The sequence below is a fragment of the Rhodoferax sp. genome, assembly GCF_011391645.1.
Lineage (GTDB): Bacteria > Pseudomonadota > Gammaproteobacteria > Burkholderiales > Burkholderiaceae_C > Rhodoferax.
In genome coordinates, this window is record NZ_JAABQC010000036.1 from 1 (window position 1) to 22,403 (window position 22,403).

Consider the following 22,403-nt stretch of genomic DNA (forward strand, 5'->3'; position numbering starts at 1 on the left):
GGCGCAGCCAATGTGATGGCGGCGAGCCTGGGCATCGTGACCCCCTTTTGCTCCTGCTCGGCGGTACCCTTGTTCATTGGCTTTGTGCAGGCCGGTGTGCCACTGGGGGTGACGTTCTCGTTCCTGATCTCGGCGCCCATGGTCAACGAGGTCGCGCTGACGCTGCTGTTTGGCATGTTCGGCTGGAAAGTCGCGCTGCTATACCTTGGCCTTGGTTTGACTGTGGCCATTGTGGCCGGCTGGATCATCGGCCGCCTGAAGATGGAAGCGTACCTGGAAGACTGGGTGCGTGACATGCCCAAAGTGTCAGTCGACTTCGAGGCCACCGGCATGACACTGGGTGAACGCATCGAAGGCGGCTTCTCTGCTGTCAAGGAAATTGTCGGCAAGGTCTGGCCCTACATTCTGGTGGGTATTGCGCTGGGCGGGCTGATCCACGGCTATGTGCCCGAGGACTTCATGGCCAGCTTCATGGGCAAAGAAGCCTGGTGGTCGGTGCCGCTGGCGGTGGTGATGGGTGTGCCGATGTACACCAACGCCGCTGGCGTGATCCCGATCGTGCAGGCGCTCTTGGCCAAAGGTGCCGCATTAGGTACCGTGCTGGCCTTCATGATGAGCGTGATTGCGCTCTCCCTGCCCGAAATGATCATCTTACGCAAGGTGCTCAAGGTGCGGCTGATTGCCACGTTTGTCGCCGTCGTGGCCAGCGGCATTTTGCTGGTGGGCTTTGTTTTTAACGCGGTGCTGTAACTGCAAACATTTTTAACATCAAGGAAAACACCATGGACATCAAAGTACTCGGCACCGGTTGTGCCAACTGCAAGACCACCATTGCGCTCATCGACCAGATGGCCAAGGCCAAAGGCGTTGCGGTCACGCTCACCAAGGTCGAGGAACTGCGCGACATCATGGGCTACGGTGTGATGAGCACCCCCGGCGTGGTCATTGACGGCAAAGTGGTGCACGCCGGTGGCGTGCCCAGCCGTGACAAGATCGCGCAATGGCTGGCGGCCTGAGCCGCGCCGCAAAATTTCCAACCATCGGAGACTTCATGAAACCACGCCTTTCCACGCTCGCCACAACGCTGTCAACCACTTTGGCAGCCATCCTGCTCGCCCTGCCCGCCTGGGCGGTGGATGTGGCTTTCAAGCCTGTTGCCGAGGGGGTTTATGCCTACATTGGCGACCTTGAGGGTCGCACCTATGACAACGAGGGCCTGAACGCCAACATTGGCCTGGTGGTGACACCGGCAGGCGCAGTGCTGATCGACAGCGGCTCCAGCTACCAGGTGGCCGCCAAAATTCATGCAGCGGTCAAGAATGTGACCCCGCAGCCGCTCAAGCTGGTGATCAACACCGGCGACCAGGACCATCGCTGGCTCGGCAATGGTTACTTTACAGAAAAGGGCATCGAGACCCTGGCCCACGCCGACGCGCAAGCCGACATGCAAGCCCGCGCCGGCGAGCAGATGGAAGGCCTCAAGGTGTTGAAGGAGCGCCTTGACGGCACCTGGCCCGTCCTGCCGTCCCGCTGGGTCAAAGATCAGGACACCAGCCTCAACATGGGTGGCACTGTGATCGAACTCAAGCACCGCCAGGGCGGACACACGCCCGGCGACATGCTGGTGTGGCTGCCGAAAAAAAACGTGCTGTTCAGCGGAGACGTGGTCTATGTTGACCGCGTGCTCGGTCTGCACCCGGTGAGCCGCACCAAAGCCTGGCTCGACAGCTTTGCCGTGATCGACCAACTCAAGCCGCAAACCATCGTTCCGGGTCACGGCGGCGTGACCGACCTGGCCACCGCTCAGGCGCACACCCGCAACCTGCTGCTGGCCCTGCGCGCCCACATGAAAAAAGCGGTGGACGATGGCGTTGACATCAGCGCGGCGGTGAAAACTTTTGACGGCAAGCCATTTGCCAAACTGAAACACGCCGACGTGTGGCTGCCGCAACTGGCCAACCAGACCTATCTGGAGTTGGAGCGAGAATGAGACATCCGGCACACACATCTGATTTTTAACAAGGAACAACAACATGCACCCGCAAAAGAAATTTCACCTGGTGTTTTCATTGATCATGGGCGCCATGATGATTTTCCTGATGACGCTGGTCATCACTTTTGTCAATGTGGGCTTGACTGACAACTTTTTCAAACTGTGGATGAAAGCCTTTGGCATTGCCTATGTGGTGGGCGTGCCGGTGATCTTCTTCCTGGCACCGGTGGCGCGCAAGCTCACCGGACGCGTGCTTGGCGTGACCCCCGCATGATGCGCAAGCCCACCATGGCCGGCATGCAGGTTGAATACCACCGCACCCAGCACATCGGCTGGCTGCGGGCCGCCGTGCTCGGCGCCAACGATGGCATTGTGTCGACCGCCAGCCTGATTCTGGGTGTGGCGGCTGCCAGCACCACCCAAAGTGCCGTTCTGGTCGCGGGTGTGGCCGGGCTGGTGGCCGGCGCCATGTCGATGGCTGCGGGCGAATATGTATCGGTGAGTTCGCAATCAGACACCGAGCAGGCCGACATCGCCCGGGAACGCGTGGAACTGGCGACTGACGGTGACCGCGAATTGACCGAGTTGGCGGCCATCTACGTCGGGCGCGGGCTGGATGCCGAGCTGGCACAACAAGTAGCCGTGCAGCTCACCGCCAAGGATGCTCTGGGTGCCCACACCCGCGATGAACTGGGTATTTCAGAGACCGTGAGTGCCAATCCGCTACAGGCGGCATTGGTGTCTGCCCTGTCCTTTGTCGTCGGCGCCGGCTTGCCGTTGCTGACCGCGTGGCTGGTGCCCTTTGCTTATCTGACACCCGTGGTGGCAGGCACTTCGCTGCTGTTTCTGGTCATTCTGGGTGGTCTGGCCGCCTACACCGGCGGTGCCGGCATTGGCAAAGGCATTTTGCGGGTGGCATTCTGGGGCACGCTGGCGATGGCTTGTACAGCCGGTGTGGGCTGGTTGTTTGGTGTCGCGGCGTGACCGCTCTGCAAATATTTTCAACGTTCTGAATCGTCGGTAAAACTCATGCCAGCGGAGCACAAGCTTGAATTTATTCATTCAATAGTTCAATTATTGTTGTATCATTAAAACTATGGACAAATCACTTGCCACTTCTGTTTTTGAATCACTCGCCTCGGGCGTGCGCCTGGACATCTACCGCTTGCTGGTCAAAGCCGGGCCACAAGGGCTGGTGGCAGGAGAAATTGGCACAGCACTCGACGTGCCTCCGACCAATCTGTCTTTCCATTTAAAAGCCCTGACGCATGCCCAGCTTGTGTCAGTGGTGCAAGAGGGCCGCTACCAGCGCTACCGTGCCAACCTGGCGCTGATGCAGGATCTGATTGTTTACCTAACCGCCGAATGTTGCGCGGGCCACCCCGAGCAATGCGCAGAAACCAGCCTTACACCGGTCTGCCCCTGAAAACCGCCTTTTGCCACGCTATCTCCCTGATTTCCAGAAGGAACCACCATGAAACAAGTTCAAGTCTTTGACCCCGCCCTATGCTGCAGCAGTGGTGTGTGTGGAACCGATGTAGACCAAACCCTGGTCGATTTTTCGGCCGACGTTGATTGGGCCAGACAGCAGGGCTTGCCCATCGAGCGCTTCAACCTGGCGCAGCAACCCATGGCCTTTGCCGAAAGCGCCGCCGTCAAGGCTTTGCTGGAACGCTCGGGCGAATCTGCCTTGCCGGTGACTCTGGTAGATGGCGAAGTGGCTTTTGCCGGGCGCTACCCCGCGCGCACTGACTTGGCGCGCTGGCTGGGTGATGCAGCTCAGGCCGCGCCAGAGCCGGCTGCACAAACCAATTGCTGCTCCGGCGGCGCTTGCTGCTAGGCTGGGCATGAAGTTCCTCGATCAAGCGCCACGATTTTTGTTCTTTACCGGCAAAGGTGGCGTTGGCAAAACATCCATCGCCTGCGCCACGGCGATTCAAATGACTGAGGCGGGCAAGCGCGTGCTGCTGGTCAGCACCGACCCGGCCTCCAACGTGGGCCAGGTATTTGGCATCGCGATTGGCAACCAGATCACCCGGGTGGCTGAGGTGCCACGCTTGAGTGCGCTTGAGATCGATCCGCAAGCCGCCGCTCAAGCCTACCGCGACCGCATCGTCGGGCCGGTGCGCGGCATCTTGCCCGACAGCGTGGTCAAAGGCATTGAGGAACAACTCTCGGGTGCCTGCACCACCGAAATTGCCGCGTTTGATGAATTCACCGCGCTACTGGTTGACAGCACCCTCACCCAAGACTTTGACCACATCGTGTTTGACACCGCGCCCACCGGGCACACCATCCGCATGCTGCAATTGCCGGGTGCCTGGAGCGGTTTTCTGGAAGATGGCAAGGGCGACGCCTCGTGCCTGGGGCCACTGGCCGGGCTGGAAAAGCAACGCGCGCAATACAAGGCCGCCGTGGACGCCCTTGCCGACCCGCAAAAAGCCCGACTGGTGCTGGTGGCGCGGGCCCAAGCCGCGACCTTGACAGAAGCAGCCCGCACCCACGGTGAGCTGGCTGGCATTGGATTGAGCAAACAGTATTTGGTGATCAACGGGGTGTTTCCTGCGTCTGAGGCAGCAGGCGATCCTTTGGCGCAGGCGATTTACCAGCGAGAGCAGGCGGCGCTGGCGAATTTGCCGGAAGTCTTGCGCAATGTGCCGACCGATCACATCGAACTCAAGCCGTTCAACCTGTTTGGGTTGGCTGCTCTGAAGCAATTGCTGAACACCCAATCCAACACCATTGAGGCGCCAGACAGTTCAGCCGACGCGCCCAAGATCAACGCACCCAGCTTATCGTCATTGGTCGACGACATTGCGTTTGAAGGCCACGGCCTGGTCATGTTGATGGGCAAGGGCGGCGTTGGCAAAACCACGCTGGCAGCGGCGGTTGCGGTAGAGCTCGCCACGCGTGGCCATGAGGTGCACCTGACCACGTCTGACCCAGCGGCGCACCTGATGGAAACGCTGCACGGCACGCTGGAACATTTAACGGTGAGCCGCATCGACCCGCATGAAGTCACCGAGGCCTACCGCGCCCAGGTGCTGGCCAGCAAAGGCGCCAAGCTCGATGCTGCGGGCCGCGCCGTGCTGGAAGAAGACTTGCGCTCGCCCTGCACCGAAGAAATTGCCGTGTTTCAGGCCTTTTCCCGCGTGATCCGTGAGGCCGGCAAAAAGTTTGTGGTGATGGACACCGCCCCCACCGGCCACACCCTGCTGCTGCTTGATGCCACCGGCGCCTACCACCGCGACATCGTGCGCCAGATGGGCAGCACGGGCAGGCACTTCACCACACCCATGATGCAGTTGCAAGACCCCAAGCAAACCAAGGTGCTGATCGTCACGCTGGCAGAGACCACACCGGTGCTGGAAGCCGCCAATTTGCAAGCCGACTTGCGCCGCGCCGGCATCGAGCCCTGGGCCTGGGTCATCAACAACAGCGTGGCCGCAGCCAAGGTAAGTTCCCCCTTACTGATGCAGCGTGCCCAAAACGAGCTGCGCGAGATTGAGGCCGTTGCCACCCGACACGCCACGCGTTATGCATTGGTTCCCCTGTTGCGCAACGAGCCCGTCGGCGTCACACGCCTGAAACAGCTCGCGGCTAATCTGGCCAGATTTTTTTAACATCCAAGGACATCTCCAATGACCACACAAGTTCTCAACGTGCTGTTTTTGTGCACCCACAACTCGGCGCGCAGCATTCTGGCTGAAGCCATCCTGAACCACATCGGGCGCGGTCGCTTCAAGGCGTATTCGGCTGGCAGCAGCCCGCCTAACAACCAGCAGCCCGATCCGCTGGGTCTGCAGGTGTTGCAAAACGCCTGCATTTCGACAGAAGGTCTGCGTAGCAAGAGCTGGAACGAATTTGCCCTGCCGGATGCACCGCACATGGATCTGGTGATCACCGTGTGCGACAACGCCGCCGGCGAGGTGTGCCCTTATTGGCCCGGCCAGCCGGCCACGGCGCATTGGGGCTACCCCGACCCGTCTGCGGGCGATGCCGACGATGCCCACAAGCTCGAGGCCTTTCGGCAAACCCTGTACGCCCTGAAACGGCGACTGGAACTGATGGTGAGCCTGCCCGCAGAAAAACTCGAAAAAACCATGCTGCAAACCACCGCCCGCGAAATGGCCCGGGGGCAATGACATGGGATTGTTTGAACGCTATCTGACGGTTTGGGTGGCACTGGGCATTGCCGCTGGTGTCGGCCTGGGCTTGTCAATGCCGGGCACCTTTCAGGCCATTGCCGCGCTGGAAATTGCCCATGTCAACCTGGTGGTGGCTGTGCTGATCTGGGTCATGATCTACCCGATGATGATCCAGATCGACTGGACGGCGGTGAAAGACGTGGGTAAAAAACCGCGCGGCCTGGCGCTCACGCTGGTGGTCAACTGGCTCATCAAGCCCTTCACCATGGCGGCGCTGGGGGTGCTGTTCTTCCACTACATTTTTGCACCCTGGGTCGACCCGCAATCGGCCAACGAGTACATCGCCGGCATGATCCTGTTGGGCGTGGCACCCTGCACCGCCATGGTGTTTGTCTGGAGCCAACTGGTCAAGGGTGATGCCAACTACACGCTGGTTCAGGTGTCGGTCAACGACATCATCATGGTGTTTGCCTTCGCACCCATTGCCGCCTTTTTGCTGGGCGTGACCAACATCACCGTACCCTGGCAAACTTTGCTGCTTTCAACTGTTTTGTATGTGGTGCTGCCGCTGGCAGCCGGCATGGCCACCCGCCACGCGCTGGCCCGCAGGTCAAACCATGCCGTGGGCGACCTTGTGGCGCGTCTCAAACCCTGGTCGGTGGTGGGCCTGATTGCCACCGTGGTGCTGCTGTTCGGCTTTCAGGCGGAAACCATTGTGGCCAAGCCGCTCATCATCGGCCTGATTGCGATCCCGCTGATCTTGCAAACCTATGGCATTTTCTTCATCAGCTGGTGGGGCGCCAAGCTGCTCAAGCTGCCGCACAACATCGCCGGGCCAGCCTGTTTGATTGGCACGTCCAACTTTTTCGAGCTGGCGGTGGCGGTGGCGATCTCGCTGTTTGGGCTGAACTCGGGCGCCGCACTGGCCACGGTGGTGGGCGTGCTGGTGGAGGTGCCTGTCATGCTGTCGCTGGTGTGGATGGTGAACCGCGCCGGGAAACTTCAGAAATTGCAGCTAGCATAAACTTCCAGGCGCTCTCTGACCGCCTTTATTGAACTCGGTAAAGGCCCGGCGCACCGGCAGAATCAGGCGGGCGCGCAACTTCCATCCGCACATATTGTTCGGTGAAATCTGCCAATTCACGATAAAAAACAGTGTCGGCACCAGCCTTGACTGCCGCGGCAAACGAGCCAATCCAGGCACCCAGATGCTCATGCAGAAAACGCCCTCGCAGTGCCATGGTGGCGGCAGAACCGGCCGGGTCAGCAGCAGCATCGGCACGGTTTATATTGAATGTGAGCAAGTACAAAAACTCCAGCTCAACAGCCACGTGATCTGGCAGTTCCCTGAAATCAGCATCAATGTCAAAACCACCTTCGCTGTACAAGTCAAGCACGGCCGGGGGCGGGTTGCCTTCGGCTGGCGCAGGCGTGTTCAGCCAGGTTGAGCCATAGGGCGGGGCCAGTGCGTGCATCGGCCCAATGAAGAGCCGCGTGTAGTCCACCAGCAGGGTCTGCAGGTCTTGCAAGGCAAAGGCTTCGCCCAATTTGCGCGCCTGCTCCGTCAGATCAGGATGCACCTGGCGGGCCGCGGTCAGCAGGGAGTCAAACAGCTTTTCCTCGGCAAACTCCGGTGCTGGCTCGTAATAACAGGCGGACAGAAAACGGCACAAGTCGGCGCGCGCGGTGGCCTCGTCGGGAACATAGTCAGACATTGGTTATCCTTGAAAGAAGGGCCGGTTCAACCGGCCCCCGTGGCAACTGGCAGCAGAATCTATCAGGCTCTGGGGCTGTATTTGCCAATGTAATGCACGTTGGGCTTGGTGCCTTTTTCCTCCAGCAAGCGCCATGACTTTTCGTTCTTCAATAACTTGGCAATCTCGCTGCTCGAATCCTCCTGGTCACCAAAAATGCGCGCCTTGGACGGGCAAACCTCCACACAGGCGGGCTGCAAACCGTTGAGCACACGGTGGTAGCAGAAGGTGCACTTTTCAATCACGTCATCCGAGCGTACCGGTTGCACGTCACCACCCTTCCACTGGTTCAACATGGGCGGCACGGCGCCGGCCAGGGCTGCGACTTCTGCACCAGAGGACGTGCAACCAGGCACGGCCGATGTTTTGTCTGACCAGCGTGGTTGCGGGTCTTCGCCCGAGGTGTTGAGGCTGATGATGCTGTAACTGCCGCCATCCATGCTGGAGGCATCGAGTCTGGGCACGCTGTAGGGGCATTCCTTTTGGCAGTCGCCGCAGCCAATGCACAACTCAGGGTCTTGCAGGGTGATGCCCTCGGGAGTCTTGTACAGCGCTTTCCAGGGCTTGCCGTCCAGAGACTTGGTGGGGTTGCCCGCCTTCTCCGGGTTGCCGGGGCAAATCTTGATGCAGGGCGCGTCCGAGCAGTGGTTGCACAACACCGGGATCACTGAAAACGTGGTGTTGGGGAACGTGCCCTCGGTCTTCATTAAAAAGTCTGCCCAATTGAAGCTTTGATCGTCACCCCGGTCGCGGGTGTTGTTTTCGGCTTTGCAGGCAAAGGCGCACGCGCCGCAGCCGTTGCATTTTGCGAGGTCAATGACCATTCCAAGTTTTGTCATGATATTTACTCCTGTACTTGTTGATGGCGATCAGGCCTTTTGGATGCGAACGCCGGTGAAACCACCGTTGCGGGCTGTCGAGCCGCTGAGCCGGTCATAGTCGTCGACCAGAATCTCGTTGTTGTTGCCGCCCAGGGGAATGGCTTTGGCAAAGTCTTTGGTGGCCACGCGGCCGTAGGCCCAGTGCCCCTGGCCAAAACATTTCGCCACGGTTCCGGGGCGCACGCCCTCCCACAGCTTGAGTTGGCAACTGATGGTGCCGGCCATGGAGGTGATCTTGACGTTGTCACCCGACTTGAGGCCGAGTTTGGCACCGTCCAACGGATTCATCTTGACCACATCGCCCCAGGACACGTCACCCGGATCAACTTTTTTGAACTCCTGGTACCAGGTGACATTGGCCGAACGGCCTTCGCGGTTCAGTCGCGACTTGTAGTCGATGAAGGTGAAGGGGTAGTCCGCCACACTGCCGTGGCGCTTGACGGGCTCGTAGTGCGGCACAAAGGCCACGTCTCCCCGGGCCGTGTAACCGCTCACCGTCATGATGTCATCGGTTGTGGTCTCGTATTTCTTGGCGTGTTCCAGCAGGCCATTCTTCAGCCCCTCGCTGTAGAACTCAAACTTCTTGGTGGGTGTGTTGAACTTGCCGCCCCAGCCCTTTTTAAGCGTGTACTTGGGTCCGCTGAACATGCCTTTGGCCTTGAAGTCGGCCCAGCCCTTGATGGCGGGGTCACCTTTGAGCGGTTCCTTGGGCATCCACAATGTGGCGCTGCTGATCTTGGTCGCGATTTCACTGAATTCCATGGCCGTGGTCGGCAACTTGCCGGTTTCGGGGTCTTTGAACTCGGTCGAGTAGTAGTCAAACAGGTTGGCAAATCCTTTGGCCTTGAGCTTTTCAGCCAGCAACCACATCACCTCGGTTTCTTCTTGTTTGACATCCCACAAACGTTTCACGGCCGCCTGCTGGATCGATGCATAACCGTGCCCGTTGCCCGTGTTCGTGATGATTGACCAACCTTCGGCGGAATTGAAGGTTGACGGCAGCACGATGTCGGCAAACTGCGTCATTTCGGACACGTTGGGCACCATGTGCACAAAAAACGGCACCTTGGCCATGGCTTTGTCCCAGCGATCCGCACCGGTGCAGGAAAAGTTGAAGTTGGACCAGGATGAAATAAACACCTTGACCGCACCCGGATCCTTGAGCAGGCCGTTGGCCACATTGTTGGTGACCACGCCACTGCCCGGCTTGGCGTTCATCATGGCGGGCATGTCCTTGGCGCCCCGGCCATCGAGCTTTTTGCCTTTGCTGCCCGCCTTGGCCACCTCGTCCACATATTTGTCGGCGCTTGGGAATTTGCCCAGCGGCACGCTGCTGCTCTGCCAGACACCGCCCTCGGCATCAATCGATCCCAGCAGGCCGTTGAGCGCATGCACGGCCATGGCGGCGTAGGTGCCGCGCGGATTCATGGCAACACCCGGGCCCATCCACACGGCGGTCTTGGGCGCAGCCTTGCCCATGGCACGGGCCACGCGCAGGATCTGGGCAGCAGGAATCAGTGTCTCTTTTTCAGCCCACGCCGGTGTGCGGTCTTTGAGCTCCAGGTTCCACCACTTGATGACGCCGCTGGTTTCTTTTTCTGCAAAGGCGGCCTCATCGACCGCCTTGCCCGCCACAAAGAGGTTTTTGCCATCCTTGAAGTCACCCACAAACTCGCGGCTCCACATGCCCTCGGTCAACAGCACATGGGCAATGGCACCGGCCAACGCACCGTCGGTGCCCGGGCTGAGGGGCAGCCACTCATGCGCCTTGGCTGCAATGGTGGACATGCGGGGATCAATGGCAATCACCTTGCCGCGTTTCACAATGTCGGCAAAATGGTTCATGGTGTTGGGCACCATGCGGTTGGAGCTCAGTGGGTCGCAGCCCCAGGCCACCAGGCAGTTGGTATTGCCCAAGTCGTAGTCGCGGTAGCCAAAAAAGCCTTGTGTCAGGCCAGGCCCCATTTTTTCGGCTTCGGCACAAATAGAGCTGTGCGTGAAGTAGTTGGCCGTGCCCCAGACCTTGGGCAGGGTGCCGTACAACAAATCTGTACTTGTTGACGAATAGCGGCCGCGCATGTACATCAGCTTGCCGGACTCACCCGCCCTGCGCAGTTCCATCATTTTCTCGGCGACGGTGTCAAGCGCCTCGTCCCAACTGATGGGCACAAACTTCGGGTCAATACCCCGGCCCTTCAGCGGATTGGTGCGCTTCATGGGGGTCTTGATGCGGTCGGGGTCATACATCTGCTGCGGGATGAGGTGCCCGCGCGGGCAAACATAGCCGTGGTTGGTTTTCGACAGCGGGTTGCCTCGCACCCGGGTGGCACGGCCACCCTGCACAAAAATCTGGACGGCGCACCACTGGGTGCAGCCCTGGCAGGTGCTGGCGACCCAATTACCCACGGCCGGGCTGCTGGGCTTGGCCTTGCGGGGAATCAAGGCGCTGTGAAGGGGCGCGGTCATCATGCCAGCGCAGCCAGTCAATAGCGACCCGGCCGAGATGCCAGTGGCCATGATAAAAATCCGTCTTGTCAGCTTCATAACACGCTCCTGTGAGTAATCTGTTTCTGGTTTGCAACCCGGTGAACTATCGCATTTGCCTAAAACTAACGTTTGCGATAGATCAAGACTTTATGTGTCTTGCAAAGCCCGGACAGCCGCTACTTGGTGCCTCCCGACGCGACGACTTGACCTCAAACATGGCGTTGGCGCTGTCCGCACTTTGAGCCCGTCGACTTCAGTGCCGGTGCATCAACTGGAAAGCGCTTGTGCGGGAAATGCTTAAACTGGACCTCTCCCAAAATGCGGATTAAAGCGAAAAATGGGCTTTGACCCCAAACAATTCATGAGCCACGACCACGACCACGCCCCAGCCAGTTTCAACCGGGCCTTTGCCATTGGCATCGTCCTCAACCTGGCGTTTGTCGGCATTGAAGCGTTTTATGGCTGGCAGATCAATTCGCTCGCCTTGCTGGCTGATGCCGGCCACAACCTGAGCGATGTGGCCGGTCTGGTGCTGGCCTGGGGTGGTGCGCTGGCCATCAAACTGCGCCCCAACGCCCGTCACACCTACGGTTGGAAGCGTGCCACCATCCTGGCTGCTTTTGCCAACGCTTTGCTGCTCTTGATGGCCATGGGCGGCCTGGCCTGGGAGGCTGTGGGGCGGCTGATGTCCAACCAGGTTGCGCTGCAGGAGCAGGGCGTGACCATCATGGTGGTGGCCGGGATCGGCATCGTGGTGAACACCGCCACCGCCTTGCTGTTCATGCGCGGACGCGCGCATGACCTCAATATTCGGGGGGCCTTTTTGCACATGGCCGCCGACGCGCTGGTGTCTGCCGGCGTGGTGGTGGCCGGTGCCCTGACGCTGTGGCAGGGCTGGACCTGGCTCGACCCGGTAGTGAGCCTGGGCATTGCCGCGGTGATTCTGTGGGGCACCTGGGACCTGTTCAAGCAGTCTTTGCACATGCTGTTTGACGGCGTGCCCGCGCACATTGACCCGCAGGCGGTGCAAGACTGCCTGGCCGCGCTGCCCGGCGTGACCCAGGTGCATGACCTGCACATTTGGGCCATGGGCACCTCGCACGTTGCGCTCACGGCCCATCTGGTCATGCCACACAGCCAGGCCGACGACGCATTTTTGTTTGATGCCACCGAGCAACTGCACGACCGCTTTGAGATCACCCATGTGACCTTGCAGGTGGTCAAGGCACCGTTTACCGTCAGCTGTGTGCCCGCGCCTGACGCGGACATGCCGACTCAGGCAGAATCCCAGCCTGTATGAACCCAAACCCTGCCACCACGCCAGCCTCCGCCGAGGCCCTGAACCGCGATTGTTTTTGCCGAACCTTGAACCTGTCACGGCTGCGTGAACAGTTGGAGAGCGAGCCCAGCCTGAAGGGCATGATGGCCAACATCACCGAGACCCGGCCCAATCTGTTTTCTTCCACGGTGGTGTTCATATCGCAACAGGTGCAGCAGCAAATCACAGCCATCATTGCGGCCATTGAGCGCGTCGCCGCCCTGCCCGGCTACCAGGTGCAAGCCTTGTCGCGTGCCAACGCCTCGGCGCAGCACGACTTTGGTCCGCTGGGCGCCTGCATGGGGTATGACTTTCACCTGAGCGCCGATGGCCCCCGGCTCATCGAGATCAACACCAACGCCGGTGGCCTGCTGCTCAACGTGGCTTTGGCGCGCGCACAAGAGGCCTGCTGTATTGAGCTGGACTGGGCTTTTCCGTCCGGCGCACGGCTCGACACCCTGAACAAGACCGTCTTCGAGATGTTTGCCGCCGAGTGGCAGTTGCAGCGCGGCACGCAGCCCTGGCGTTCGGTGGTGATTGTGGACGAGGCTCCGCATGACCAATACCTGGCCCCTGAATTTGAGCTGTTTCGCCAGTTGTTCAGCCAACATGGCCTGCGGGCCGCCATTGCCGACCCGTCAGAGCTGAGCTGGCAAAGCGGCCGGCTGATGCACCAGGGCATGGCGGTTGACCTGGTTTACAACCGCCTGACCGACTTTTATTTGATCGAACCAGGTCACCAGGCCCTGCGCCAAGCCTTTGAGGCCAACGCGGTGGTGCTCACCCCCCACCCGCGCGCCCACGCGCTGCTGGCCGACAAGCGCAACCTGATCGCGCTGAGCCAGAACGAGCTGTTGCTGGCCTGGGGCGCCGCAGCGGCCGATCGGAAGTTGTTGTCGGGTAGCGTGCCCGCCACGCGTCTGGTCACACCGGAGCGCGCCGATGAGCTTTGGGCGCAAAGGCGCCAATTGTTTTTCAAGCCGGTGGCGGGTTACGGCGCCAAAGCCGCGTACCGGGGCGACAAGCTCACGCGCCGCGTCTGGTCCGAGATACTGGAAAGTGATTTTGTCGCCCAGGCACTGGTGCCGCCAAGCGGTCGCATGACCCTGGTCGATGGGGTGCAGACCGATCTCAAGTTTGACATCCGCGCCTACAGCTACGCCGGTCAGGTGCAACTGCTGGCAGCACGCATGTATGCCGGACAAACCACCAACTTTCGCACCCACGGTGGCGGCTTTGCGCCCGTGATTGTGGTGCCCTCCGAGGCGCTGGCCACTGAAAGCTGTTGATGTGCGGTATTTGCGGTGAATTGCGTTTTGACGCTGCGACGCCTGACATGGCGGCCCTGGCGCGCATGTCAGACCAGTTGGCCCGGCGCGGACCGGATGACTCGGGCACCTACCAGGACGGCCCGCTGGCGTTTGGCCACCGGCGCCTGTCCATCATTGACCTCTCCAGCCACGCCCACCAGCCCATGGTGGATGCGCTGTTGCCGCTGACGCTCATTTTCAACGGCACCATCTACAACTACCGCGAGCTGCGCACCGAGTTGCAAGCCATGGGTTACCGGTTTTTCTCGGAAGGCGACAGCGAGGTCATTCTTAAAAGCTACCACGCCTGGGGCGAGCAATGCGTCACCCGCTTCAAAGGCATGTTTGCCTTTGCCATCTGGGACCAGCGCAGCAAGCAGTTGTTTCTGGCACGCGACCGCTTTGGCATCAAGCCGCTGTACCTGAACCAGACCAACGAGCGGCTGCGTTTTGCCTCCAGCCTGCCGGCGCTGCTGGCCGGTGGCGGTGTTGACACCACGCTGGATGCGGTCGCGCTGCACCACCACTTCACCCTGCACACCGTGGTGCCGGCGCCGCGCACGGTGCTCAAGGGCGTGCGCAAACTGCCGCCCGCCTCCACCCTGCGCGTTGGCCCGGACGGCATCGTGACCGAGCAGGTGTACTGGAAGCTGGACGCGACCCGGCCGGAAACGCCTTTGTCTGAGGCCGAGTGGCTGGCCGCCACCCGCGAACAACTGGCCGCAAGCGTGAAACGCCGCCTGTTGGCCGCTGACGTGCCGGTGGGTGTCCTGCTCTCAGGCGGGCTCGATTCAAGCCTGTTGGTGGGCTTGCTGGCAGACCAGGTGCCTGATTTGCGCACTTTTTCGATCGGCTTCGAAGACCTGGGTGCCGGCGCCGAAAAAGCCGACGAGTTTGAGTTCTCGGACCAGATTGCCGCCCATTTCAACACCCGCCACAGCAAGTACAGTATTCCCAACAGCGAGGTCATGGCGCGCTTGCCGGAGGCCGTCGCCCAAATGACCGAGCCCATGGTCAGCCATGACGTGATCGCGTTCTACCTGCTGGCAGAAAAAGTGTCCATAGACGTCAAGGTGGTGATGTCGGGCCAGGGCGCTGACGAGGTCTTTGGCGGCTATTTTTGGTATTCCAATATGGATGCCGCCAGTGGCACGCCGTTGGAGCGCTTCAGCCAGCATTATTTTGACCGCGACCACGCCGAATACCTGCAGATGATCACCCCGGTATTCCAGGTGGGCGACGTCACCTCTGAACTGATTGCGGGCGAGCTGGCCAAGCCACAAGCCGATGAGTTCCTCGACCAGGTCTGGCGCCTGGATGCCACCACGCTGATCGTCGACGACCCGGTCAAGCGCGTTGACAACATGCCGATGGCCTGGGCGCTGGAGGTGCGCACGCCGTTTCTGGACCACGAGCTGGTGCAACTCGCGGCCCACATGCCGCCCGGCCTCAAGCTCAAGGAAGGCGGCAAGTTTCCACTCAAGGCGATCTCGCGCGGGCTGATCCCGGACACGGTCATCGACCGGCCCAAAGGCTACTTTCCGGTGCCAGCGCTGAAGTATGTGCGTGGCCCGTTCCTGGAGATGATGCGCGGTATTTTGATGTCTGAGGCTTGCCTCAAACGTGGCCTGTACCAGCGCGATTACGTGGACAAGCTGCTGGCCGAGCCAGAGGCGCCGGAGCACTTCACGCGCATCAACGGCAGCAAACTGTGGCATCTGGCCTTACTGGAGTGGTGGTTGCAAGTGCATGTAGACGGTCTTTAGGCATGTGCGCCTGAAAGGCCAAATAACGGCCCCTCCTTGTTGCTACACTCGCGGACAAACCCCGCAGAGGGTTTTGCGAAATTTGCAAAACACACAGGGACGGTCAGTGACCAAGAAAATTGACACGGCGAGCCAAACTTCATCAAGCCAGGCTGATGAAGAGGACGACTTGAACGCACAGCATCAGCGCCTGCTGCCGGTATTGCGCTACATGGTCGCAACGCTGCTGCTGGGCCCGGTCTTCACGCTGCTGGCCCTGAACCCGGTGCTCACCGATTCACCAGCCAACTTTCTCGGACCGCCCGCATTTTTCATGTTGGGACTGGTTGGCTGGTACCTGATTTCAACCCACAGAATCACTGCCGCCATCAAGCTGATGATGGTGGGCAGCTGGATCGCGGTGACCGGCATCGCCTTTTTTTCTGGCGGTTTGCGCTCGCCAGTCATGGTGTTCTATCCGGTATTGATATTGGCAACGGGCTGGCTCGACAGTGCCGGTTCGTCCAAATGGATGGCTGGTTTTTCGGTCATCGTGACTCTGGCTCTGTGGCTCGGTGAACATTTGCAATGGTTGCCACTGCAGCTCGTAGCGCCCAGTGCGGTGTACGCTTTCGACCAAATCATGACGTCCCTGCTGGCGGCTGTTGTGATCGTTTTTGTCGTGCAGACCTTCAAACTGCGCGTGGAGGAGCTCAAGGAAACCAAAAATAGTCTGAAAAAGCAGGCCTTGGCCCTGCAGCATAGCGAAGACCGTTACCGCACCCTGATTGAATGGTCGCCAGGAGCCGTTCTGGTGCATCGGCTGGGAAAAATTGTGTATGCCAACCCGGCCGCTATCAGCCTGTTTGGCGCACCCGACGCCGCTGCCTTGCTGACAAAGTCAACCACCGCCCTGATTCACCCCGAGCACCGAGCCGCGCAAGCTGCGCGCATGAAAAGCATCATCAACCAGGAGGCGATTCCGGCAGCCACTGAATCAAGGTTTTTAAGGTGCGACGGCACGCCGATCGACGTCCAGGTTCAAGGCACAGCCATTGATTTTGACGGCGAGCCGGCCATTCAAGTGTCCCTTCACGACATCACCGAAAGTAAAAAGCTGGAACGCGAAATCAGGCAACTGGCGTTTTATGATGACCTGACCCGCCTGCCCAACCGTCGCATGCTTGACGACCGCTTGCGCCAGGTGCAGTCGTCCGGCAAACGCCATGGAGGCTACAGCGCCCTGTTGTTTCTGGATCTGGACAACTTCAAGCCGCTGAACGACACCCATGGCCACGCGCTGGGTGATGCCCTGCTGATTGATGCCGCAGCCCGGCTCAGGAAGTGTGTGCGTGAGTCCGATACCGTGGCCCGCTTTGGTGGCGATGAGTTTGTTGTCCTGATAGCAGAGCTTGGCACATCGCAAATCGAATCGACAGTACACGCCCTCGGTATTGCTGAAAAAATCCGAACCATGCTGTCAGAGCCCTATGAGCTCAACACGCAGCAGCTCGCCAGTGCCAATGGCTGCGGCGACATCACGCACCAATGCACGGTCAGCCTGGGAGTGGTTGTTTTTGCCGGCGACCGGACACCGCCGAGTGAGCTTCTGAAGCAGGCCGACACCGCCATGTACCAGGCCAAGGACGAGGGCCGCAACCGGGTGAAACTGTTCAAGAATAAAGCAGGCTTAATCCGCTGAAGACATCGCCACCGGATTGACATTGCACTGCAGGCAGGGAAAGAACTCGCGGTCGGCGCCCAGCATGTGCCGGGCCACCACGTCATGGGCCAAAAACTGGAATAACTCGCCAATCGTCAGATTGCCATCATGAAAGCTCTTGACCATCAGCACGGCTTTGTCCACCAGCCTGCTGTGAATGGCCGCGTGCTCTTTGGTGCGCGGGTAACCCGCTGCCTGGATGATGACTTCCTCGTCCTTGAAGTGCTGAACCACATCCCGAACCAGCGTATTCACCATTTCAGCCACCTCGGCATGCGGACGCTTTGACAGCACAGCACCCAGCAGTTGGTTGGCATCTTCAAACAAGCCGCGATGCTGTTCGTCAATCACGGGGTTGCCAGACTCGTACGCCGCATGCCAGGACAGGCGCACAAAATTGGCGGCAATATCTTCTCCTGCACCACCCGCCTGCGATGATTCCGGGGCGATTTGGGCCTGATTGCGGCCACTGGCCTTGGCCCGGTAGAGCGCCGAGTCGGCGCGCTTGAACCAGTCTTCCCAGGTCTCTCCCTTGATGCATTCGGCCACCCCCAAACTGATGGTCACCTGACCCACCTCCGGGAAAACCGTCTTGGCAATGCTTTGCCGCAGCCGCTCAGCCAAAACTGTTGCGGTGTACAGCGTTGTGTCGGGGCACAACACCACGAACTCTTCGCCACCCCATCGCGTCAGCGAATCTGACGCGCGAAGGTTTGACTCCAACACTGCCGCCATTTTCACCAGCACCTGATCGCCCGCGCTGTGACCGCAGTCATCATTGATCTTTTTGAAAAAATCAATGTCGAGAATCAACATGCTCAAGGGATGGTCGTAGCGCCTGAGTCGATCCATTTCCTTGAGCAGGGCTTCTTCCAGCCGGCGCCGATTCCAGGCACCGGTAAGCTTGTCAGTGCTGGCCAATTGGGACAGGTCAACCAGTGATTTTTGCAACTCCTGGTTGGTGTTCTGCAAATGCTCCAGCGACTGCTGCAGTGCTTCGATGGTCCCGACACGCACGGTGTCGAGCATGGCGGCGCCAATGAACAGCAGTTGCCCATCAGGGCCGTGCACCGGGAACTTGAACCACAAACATTCAACCTGCTTGCCATCATGCAAAAAGTTCAGCTGATCACTGCAGGTGGCGGCGCCCGCGGCTATCTTGTGGTCGGATCGCTGGAGCTGCTGTGCCACCTCGGCTGGGAACAGCTCAGCATCGGTCCTGCCGTTGAGTTGCTCAGCAGTCTTGTTGAAAAATGTTTGCATGACCTGGTTGACCAGCAGGTAGCCGCCCTCCAGGGTCTTCACTGCCACCCCGACTCCCAGTGTCTGCGGCATCAACAGCGCGATCAGCCCTGATGCACGGATCACATGCGCCTTGGCAAAGCTGTAGATCAGGTCGTTTTCATTCGTGCCTGTGGCTTGTTGAGTGGCTGTCAAGACTTTATCCTCCGTGCGTCGAATCATTGTTGAACTATGCGGTGCGGCCATCCAGAAAGGGCACACCCAGCCAGTCGGACTCGGACACCCAACTGGTCGCCCAAGCCGGCAGATTATCACCCGGCATGGGCCTGGCAATGCCGTAGCCCTGGGCTAGATCGCAGCCCAGTTGCAGCAGCAGGGTGCGCTGCCAGAAGCGAGCATCAGCGCGGGCGACCAACCCAGACCGTCGCCCGGCCGAACAAGGCCGTTGACAACAGGCAGGCGGTTGAATTCTTCAAGCATGCAGCGCTTGCCCCAGCCGCGCCATGCCCTCCTCAATTTTGGCCACATCGGCGGTGGCAAAACTCAGGCGCAGCGTGGCCATGTCAGGGTCGTGCGCATAAAACGGGGCGCCGGGCACAAAGGCCACCAACTGGTCGATGGCGCGCTTGGCAAATTCGGCGGCGTTGGATGGTTTGCCGCTTTGCCCGGTCAGCCGGGCCCAAAAGAACATGCCGCCCTGCGGCTGGTTGAAGTCAATGGCACTGCCCAATTCGCGGCGCAAGGACTCGGCCATGACGCGGGCGCGCTCGGCGTACGTCTTGCGCACCACCGCCAGCGTGTCGTTCAAGCGGTTCAGCGTCAGGTAATGGGCGCAAATGGCTTGGGTGAGGTTGCTGGTGTGGGCGTCGCTGAACTGCTTGCACATGGTGGCTTTGGCCAGCAACTCAGGCGGCGCAATCATCCAGCCCACCCGCAAGCCGGGGCTCAGGATTTTGCTGAAACTGCCGCAATGCGCCAGCCACTCGCGACTGCCCGGCACGCCGTCGCTCAGGGCCAGCAGGCTGGGCGGCGGCGGCGCATCAAAGTAAAGCTCGCCATATGGGTCGTCCTCGACGATCAGGGTTTGGGTGCGCACGCCAATTTCCAGAATGCGCTGGCGCCGCGCCAGGCTCAGGGTGGCGCCACTCGGATTGCCGAAGGTGGGAATCAGGTAAACCAGCTTGGGCTTGTGCTCGTCGATCAGGGCTTCGAGCTTGTCCACGTCGACGCCATCGGCATCGATGGGCGCGCCAATGATGTGCGCGCCGTAGAGCCGGAAACACTGGATGGTGGCCAGAAAGGTGGGCGCTTCCACAATCACCTTGTCGCCAGGCGAGATCATGGTTTTGCCGATCAGGTCGAGCGCCTGCTGGCTGCCGGTGGTCACAATCAGCCCGCCGGGCGCCACCGTGCTGCCCTTGCCCGCCATGAACTGACTGATGCCTTCGCGCAGCGGCTGAAAGCCCTCGGTGGCGCCGTATTGCAGCACCGGGCCGGGGTTGTTGGCCAGCACCGTCCGGCTCGACTCGGCAATACCCTGGACATCAAACAACGCCGGGTCGGGAAAGCCGCCGGCAAAGCTGATGATGCCGGGCTTGCCCAGCAACTTGAAAAGCTCACGGATGGCAGAGGTTTCGATGGCATTGAGTCGGGTGGCGAATTGCATGGGATAAGCTCGGAAGAATGGAGGCCAAATTGTCACCGATGATTCAACCCTGCAGCGGTTGTTGGGCTTGCCTTAACTTGAAATTGGAATCATGAACGCCAACGCGATCGAACACTTTTTTGCCACCCTGGCCGCAGCCAACCCGCAGCCGCAGACCGAGCTCAAGTTCAGCAGCGTCTTCGAGCTGCTGACCGCCGTGCTGCTGTCGGCCCAGGCCACCGATGTGAGCGTCAACAAGGCCACGCAAAGCCTGTTCCTGGTCGCCAACACGCCGCAAAAAATGTTGGCACTGGGCCTGGAGGGGCTTGAAGGTTACATCAAGACCATAGGCCTGTACCACAGCAAAGCCAGACACCTGCTGCAAACCTGCCAGATTTTGGTGGAGCGCCACCAAGGCGAGGTGCCGCGCACGCGTGAGGCGCTGGAATCGCTGCCGGGCGTGGGCCGCAAGACGGCCAACGTGGTGCTCAACGTGGCCTTTGGCGAACCCACTATGGCGGTGGACACCCACATTTTTCGGGTCAGCAACCGCACCGGGCTGGCGCCGGGTAAAAGCCCGCTTGAGGTCGAATTGAAACTGCTCAAACGCATTCCTGCGACGTACCGCGTGCATGCGCACCACTGGCTGATCTTGCTGGGCCGCTACGTCTGCCAGGCGCGCACGCCGCAGTGCTGGCAGTGCGCGGTGGCGCCCTACTGCGATTTCAAGCCAAAAACCCAGAAGAAGATTTGATGCGCTTGAGCAGCAAGCCATGATCCTGCCAGGCAGGCGCAGCACTTTTTTTTAAAACACCTGCCGTCATTGCGGTGCGTAAGTGAATCCACAACTTGTGGCGGTGCTCACCTTCAGATGCTGTTAGCATTTTTCGAATCGAACAACTTTTAGGGAAACAACATGACCGAAGACACCCGTTGCTGCGGCACTGGCACTTGCCTGATTGACGCCCAAGGGCACTGCTGGTGCGGCCAGCAATGGGATGGTGAAAAGATGTGCCGCCCTGCACCGCAAGACCATGCGCCCGGTGCCGTGCCAACCGACCACTCCGAGGGGGCGTCAAGCGCCGAAACCGATTGAAAACTCTTACACGATTCACTTTTTTGGTGGCGCTGGCGCTGCCTGGAGGCATTGCCATGGCCACGGAAGAACCTAAATTCGAGCTGCTGTCCAGCCATGGCAACATCGAACTGCGCCGCTACCCGGCGTTTGTGGTGGCCGAAACCACGGTGGAGGGAGATATGGATGCAGCCTCTGGCAAGGGTTTTCGGGCCATTGCCGACTACATTTTTGGCAACAACCGGGCCAACACGCCTGCTGCAGACGCGGGTTCCGAAAAAATTGCCATGACCGCACCGGTCACGATGGAACCGGTCGCTGCGCCCTCACAAAAAATCGCCATGACGGCGCCGGTGGCGATGGAGCCGCTGGCCAGCCAGGCTGCGGGCAAAGACGGCATGCCAGCCATGCAAGGCGCAACGCGCTGGCGCATGCATTTTGTGATGCCAAGCCAGTACACACTGGCCAGCCTGCCCAAGCCCAACAATCCGGCCGTGACCTTGCGCGAAGTCCCCGCCAAAACCTGGGCGGTGTTGACTTATTCGGGCTTCAACACCGAGGCCAAAATTCAGCAAAAAACCGATGAACTGGTGGCTTGGCTGGCTGGCCAAAGAATCAAAACTCTCGGCAGCCCGCAGCTGGCCCGCTACAACCCGCCCTGGACGCTGCCGATGTTCCGGCGCAACGAGATCATGCTGGAAATTGAACAGCGCTGAGGTAACTGCCGCTTGCGCGGGAATGACAGGCTGGTGAACCGACCGGCGCACTGGGCTTGGCGCGGTTTGATGCAAGGTGGCGATCGGCAGGTAGAGGCACAGCGGATCTGACCGTGTTGCAATAAACCCTCAAGCGCTGTAGAACGCCTTGGCCTGCGCATGTTTGGCGTCCACCACCACCGCATTCAAACCGACGCGCTCTGAAAACTCCAGCGCAATGCCCAGGGCGAAACCCAGCAGTTGCTGTCCCAAGCCGCTTCCCTGCACGGTCAAACTGACAGCCAGCCGCCCCAATCGCAACATGGGTACCGGATATCGGGGTAACTTTAAATGGGGTGAAAGCACCTCAGACTTCACCTGACTTGC

At 60.0% G+C, this 22,403-nt stretch carries 23 protein-coding genes and 1 pseudogene; 17 read left to right on the plus strand and 7 right to left on the minus strand.

Annotated features, from left to right (window positions below; translation table 11 throughout):
- From GPS82_RS06520 to arsB, 10 genes are all read left to right on the plus strand, one after another.
- Window positions 1-750, plus strand: a 750-nt coding sequence (locus GPS82_RS06520; protein WP_296492401.1) for a permease, incomplete at its 5' end; no start/stop codon positions are given.
- A 32-nt stretch (window positions 751-782) separates the two neighbouring features.
- On the plus strand, window positions 783-1,016 hold the full coding sequence (locus GPS82_RS06525) for a thioredoxin family protein (protein WP_296492404.1): 234 nt from the start codon (window positions 783-785) through the stop codon (window positions 1,014-1,016).
- Between the two features lie 35 nt (window positions 1,017-1,051).
- Complete coding sequence (locus GPS82_RS06530) at window positions 1,052-1,990, plus strand: MBL fold metallo-hydrolase (RefSeq protein WP_296492407.1); 939 nt, start codon at window positions 1,052-1,054, stop codon at window positions 1,988-1,990.
- A gap of 43 nt (window positions 1,991-2,033) precedes the next feature.
- Complete coding sequence (locus GPS82_RS06535; protein WP_296492410.1) at window positions 2,034-2,267, plus strand: DUF2798 domain-containing protein; 234 nt, start codon at window positions 2,034-2,036, stop codon at window positions 2,265-2,267.
- A gap of 14 nt (window positions 2,268-2,281) precedes the next feature.
- Entirely contained in the window at window positions 2,282-2,977 is a 696-nt protein-coding gene (locus GPS82_RS06540) for a VIT family protein (protein WP_296492457.1), read from the plus strand.
- A gap of 112 nt (window positions 2,978-3,089) precedes the next feature.
- Complete coding sequence (locus tag GPS82_RS06545) at window positions 3,090-3,419, plus strand: helix-turn-helix transcriptional regulator (RefSeq protein ID WP_296492412.1); 330 nt, start codon at window positions 3,090-3,092, stop codon at window positions 3,417-3,419.
- A 48-nt stretch (window positions 3,420-3,467) separates the two neighbouring features.
- Window positions 3,468-3,833: an arsenite efflux transporter metallochaperone ArsD gene (arsD, locus tag GPS82_RS06550; RefSeq protein ID WP_296492415.1), complete on the plus strand. Its 366-nt coding sequence runs from the start codon at window positions 3,468-3,470 to the stop codon at window positions 3,831-3,833.
- Window positions 3,834-3,840: 7 nt separating this feature from the next.
- Window positions 3,841-5,616: an arsenical pump-driving ATPase gene (arsA, locus tag GPS82_RS06555; protein WP_296492417.1), complete on the plus strand. Its 1,776-nt coding sequence runs from the start codon at window positions 3,841-3,843 to the stop codon at window positions 5,614-5,616.
- 18 nt (window positions 5,617-5,634) lie between these two features.
- Complete coding sequence (locus GPS82_RS06560) at window positions 5,635-6,138, plus strand: arsenate reductase ArsC (protein WP_296492419.1); 504 nt, start codon at window positions 5,635-5,637, stop codon at window positions 6,136-6,138.
- 1 nt (window position 6,139) lies between these two features.
- Window positions 6,140-7,165 carry an ACR3 family arsenite efflux transporter gene (gene arsB / locus GPS82_RS06565; RefSeq protein ID WP_296492420.1) on the plus strand — a complete coding sequence of 342 codons (1,026 nt, stop codon included), beginning with the start codon at window positions 6,140-6,142 and terminating at the stop codon, window positions 7,163-7,165.
- Window positions 7,166-7,190: 25 nt separating this feature from the next.
- Here the strand turns inward: arsB and GPS82_RS06570 are convergent, their stop codons facing one another.
- From GPS82_RS06570 to GPS82_RS06580, 3 genes are all read right to left on the minus strand, one after another.
- Window positions 7,191-7,856, minus strand: a complete 666-nt coding sequence (locus GPS82_RS06570; protein WP_296492422.1) for a molecular chaperone TorD family protein — start codon at window positions 7,854-7,856, stop codon at window positions 7,191-7,193.
- Window positions 7,857-7,918: 62 nt separating this feature from the next.
- Window positions 7,919-8,734 carry a 4Fe-4S dicluster domain-containing protein gene (locus GPS82_RS06575; RefSeq protein WP_296492429.1) on the minus strand — a complete coding sequence of 272 codons (816 nt, stop codon included), beginning with the start codon at window positions 8,732-8,734 and terminating at the stop codon, window positions 7,919-7,921.
- 30 nt (window positions 8,735-8,764) lie between these two features.
- Window positions 8,765-11,320, minus strand: a complete 2,556-nt coding sequence (locus tag GPS82_RS06580) for a molybdopterin-dependent oxidoreductase (protein WP_296492431.1) — start codon at window positions 11,318-11,320, stop codon at window positions 8,765-8,767.
- Between the two features lie 304 nt (window positions 11,321-11,624).
- Here GPS82_RS06580 and GPS82_RS06585 point away from each other — a divergent pair, with 304 nt between their 5' ends.
- The 4 genes from GPS82_RS06585 (at window position 11,625) to GPS82_RS06600 (ending at window position 17,338) form a co-directional block, all read left to right on the plus strand.
- Complete coding sequence (locus GPS82_RS06585; RefSeq protein ID WP_296492433.1) at window positions 11,625-12,563, plus strand: cation diffusion facilitator family transporter; 939 nt, start codon at window positions 11,625-11,627, stop codon at window positions 12,561-12,563.
- Complete coding sequence (locus GPS82_RS06590; RefSeq protein ID WP_296492436.1) at window positions 12,560-13,870, plus strand: hypothetical protein; 1,311 nt, start codon at window positions 12,560-12,562, stop codon at window positions 13,868-13,870. Before GPS82_RS06585 ends, GPS82_RS06590 begins: the two co-directional genes overlap by 4 nt.
- On the plus strand, window positions 13,870-15,657 hold the full coding sequence (locus GPS82_RS06595; RefSeq protein WP_296492439.1) for an N-acetylglutaminylglutamine amidotransferase: 1,788 nt from the start codon (window positions 13,870-13,872) through the stop codon (window positions 15,655-15,657). The genes GPS82_RS06590 and GPS82_RS06595 overlap by 1 nt, the downstream gene beginning before the upstream one ends.
- Before the next feature lie 169 nt (window positions 15,658-15,826).
- Entirely contained in the window at window positions 15,827-17,338 is a 1,512-nt protein-coding gene (locus tag GPS82_RS06600; RefSeq protein ID WP_296492441.1) for a sensor domain-containing diguanylate cyclase, read from the plus strand.
- On the opposite strand, the gene GPS82_RS06605 is transcribed toward GPS82_RS06600, so the two are convergent.
- Genes GPS82_RS06605 through GPS82_RS06615 form a run of 3 tightly spaced genes read right to left on the minus strand, consistent with a single transcriptional unit; the run spans window position 17,327 to window position 20,267 of the window.
- On the minus strand, window positions 17,327-18,796 hold the full coding sequence (locus tag GPS82_RS06605) for a diguanylate cyclase (RefSeq protein ID WP_296492443.1): 1,470 nt from the start codon (window positions 18,794-18,796) through the stop codon (window positions 17,327-17,329). The two genes, GPS82_RS06600 and GPS82_RS06605, sit on opposite strands and share 12 nt — an antisense overlap.
- Before the next feature lie 34 nt (window positions 18,797-18,830).
- On the minus strand, window positions 18,831-19,016 hold the full coding sequence (locus GPS82_RS06610) for a hypothetical protein (protein WP_296492446.1): 186 nt from the start codon (window positions 19,014-19,016) through the stop codon (window positions 18,831-18,833).
- A gap of 57 nt (window positions 19,017-19,073) precedes the next feature.
- Window positions 19,074-20,267 (minus strand): PLP-dependent aminotransferase family protein, encoded by a 1,194-nt coding sequence (locus GPS82_RS06615; RefSeq protein ID WP_296492448.1) that lies wholly within the window; start codon window positions 20,265-20,267, stop codon window positions 19,074-19,076.
- A gap of 91 nt (window positions 20,268-20,358) precedes the next feature.
- Between GPS82_RS06615 and nth the strand changes: the two genes are divergently transcribed.
- From nth to GPS82_RS06630, 3 genes are all read left to right on the plus strand, one after another.
- Complete coding sequence (nth, locus tag GPS82_RS06620) at window positions 20,359-21,000, plus strand: endonuclease III (RefSeq protein WP_296492450.1); 642 nt, start codon at window positions 20,359-20,361, stop codon at window positions 20,998-21,000.
- Window positions 21,001-21,162: 162 nt separating this feature from the next.
- Window positions 21,163-21,342 (plus strand): hypothetical protein, encoded by a 180-nt coding sequence (locus GPS82_RS06625; RefSeq protein ID WP_296492453.1) that lies wholly within the window; start codon window positions 21,163-21,165, stop codon window positions 21,340-21,342.
- A gap of 56 nt (window positions 21,343-21,398) precedes the next feature.
- A complete protein-coding gene (locus tag GPS82_RS06630) occupies window positions 21,399-22,037 on the plus strand; it encodes a heme-binding protein (RefSeq protein WP_296492455.1) in 639 nt (212 codons plus the stop codon).
- A gap of 129 nt (window positions 22,038-22,166) precedes the next feature.
- Here GPS82_RS06630 and GPS82_RS06635 read toward each other — a convergent pair.
- Window positions 22,167-22,403, minus strand: a pseudogene (locus tag GPS82_RS06635) (hypothetical protein); the annotation flags it as partial.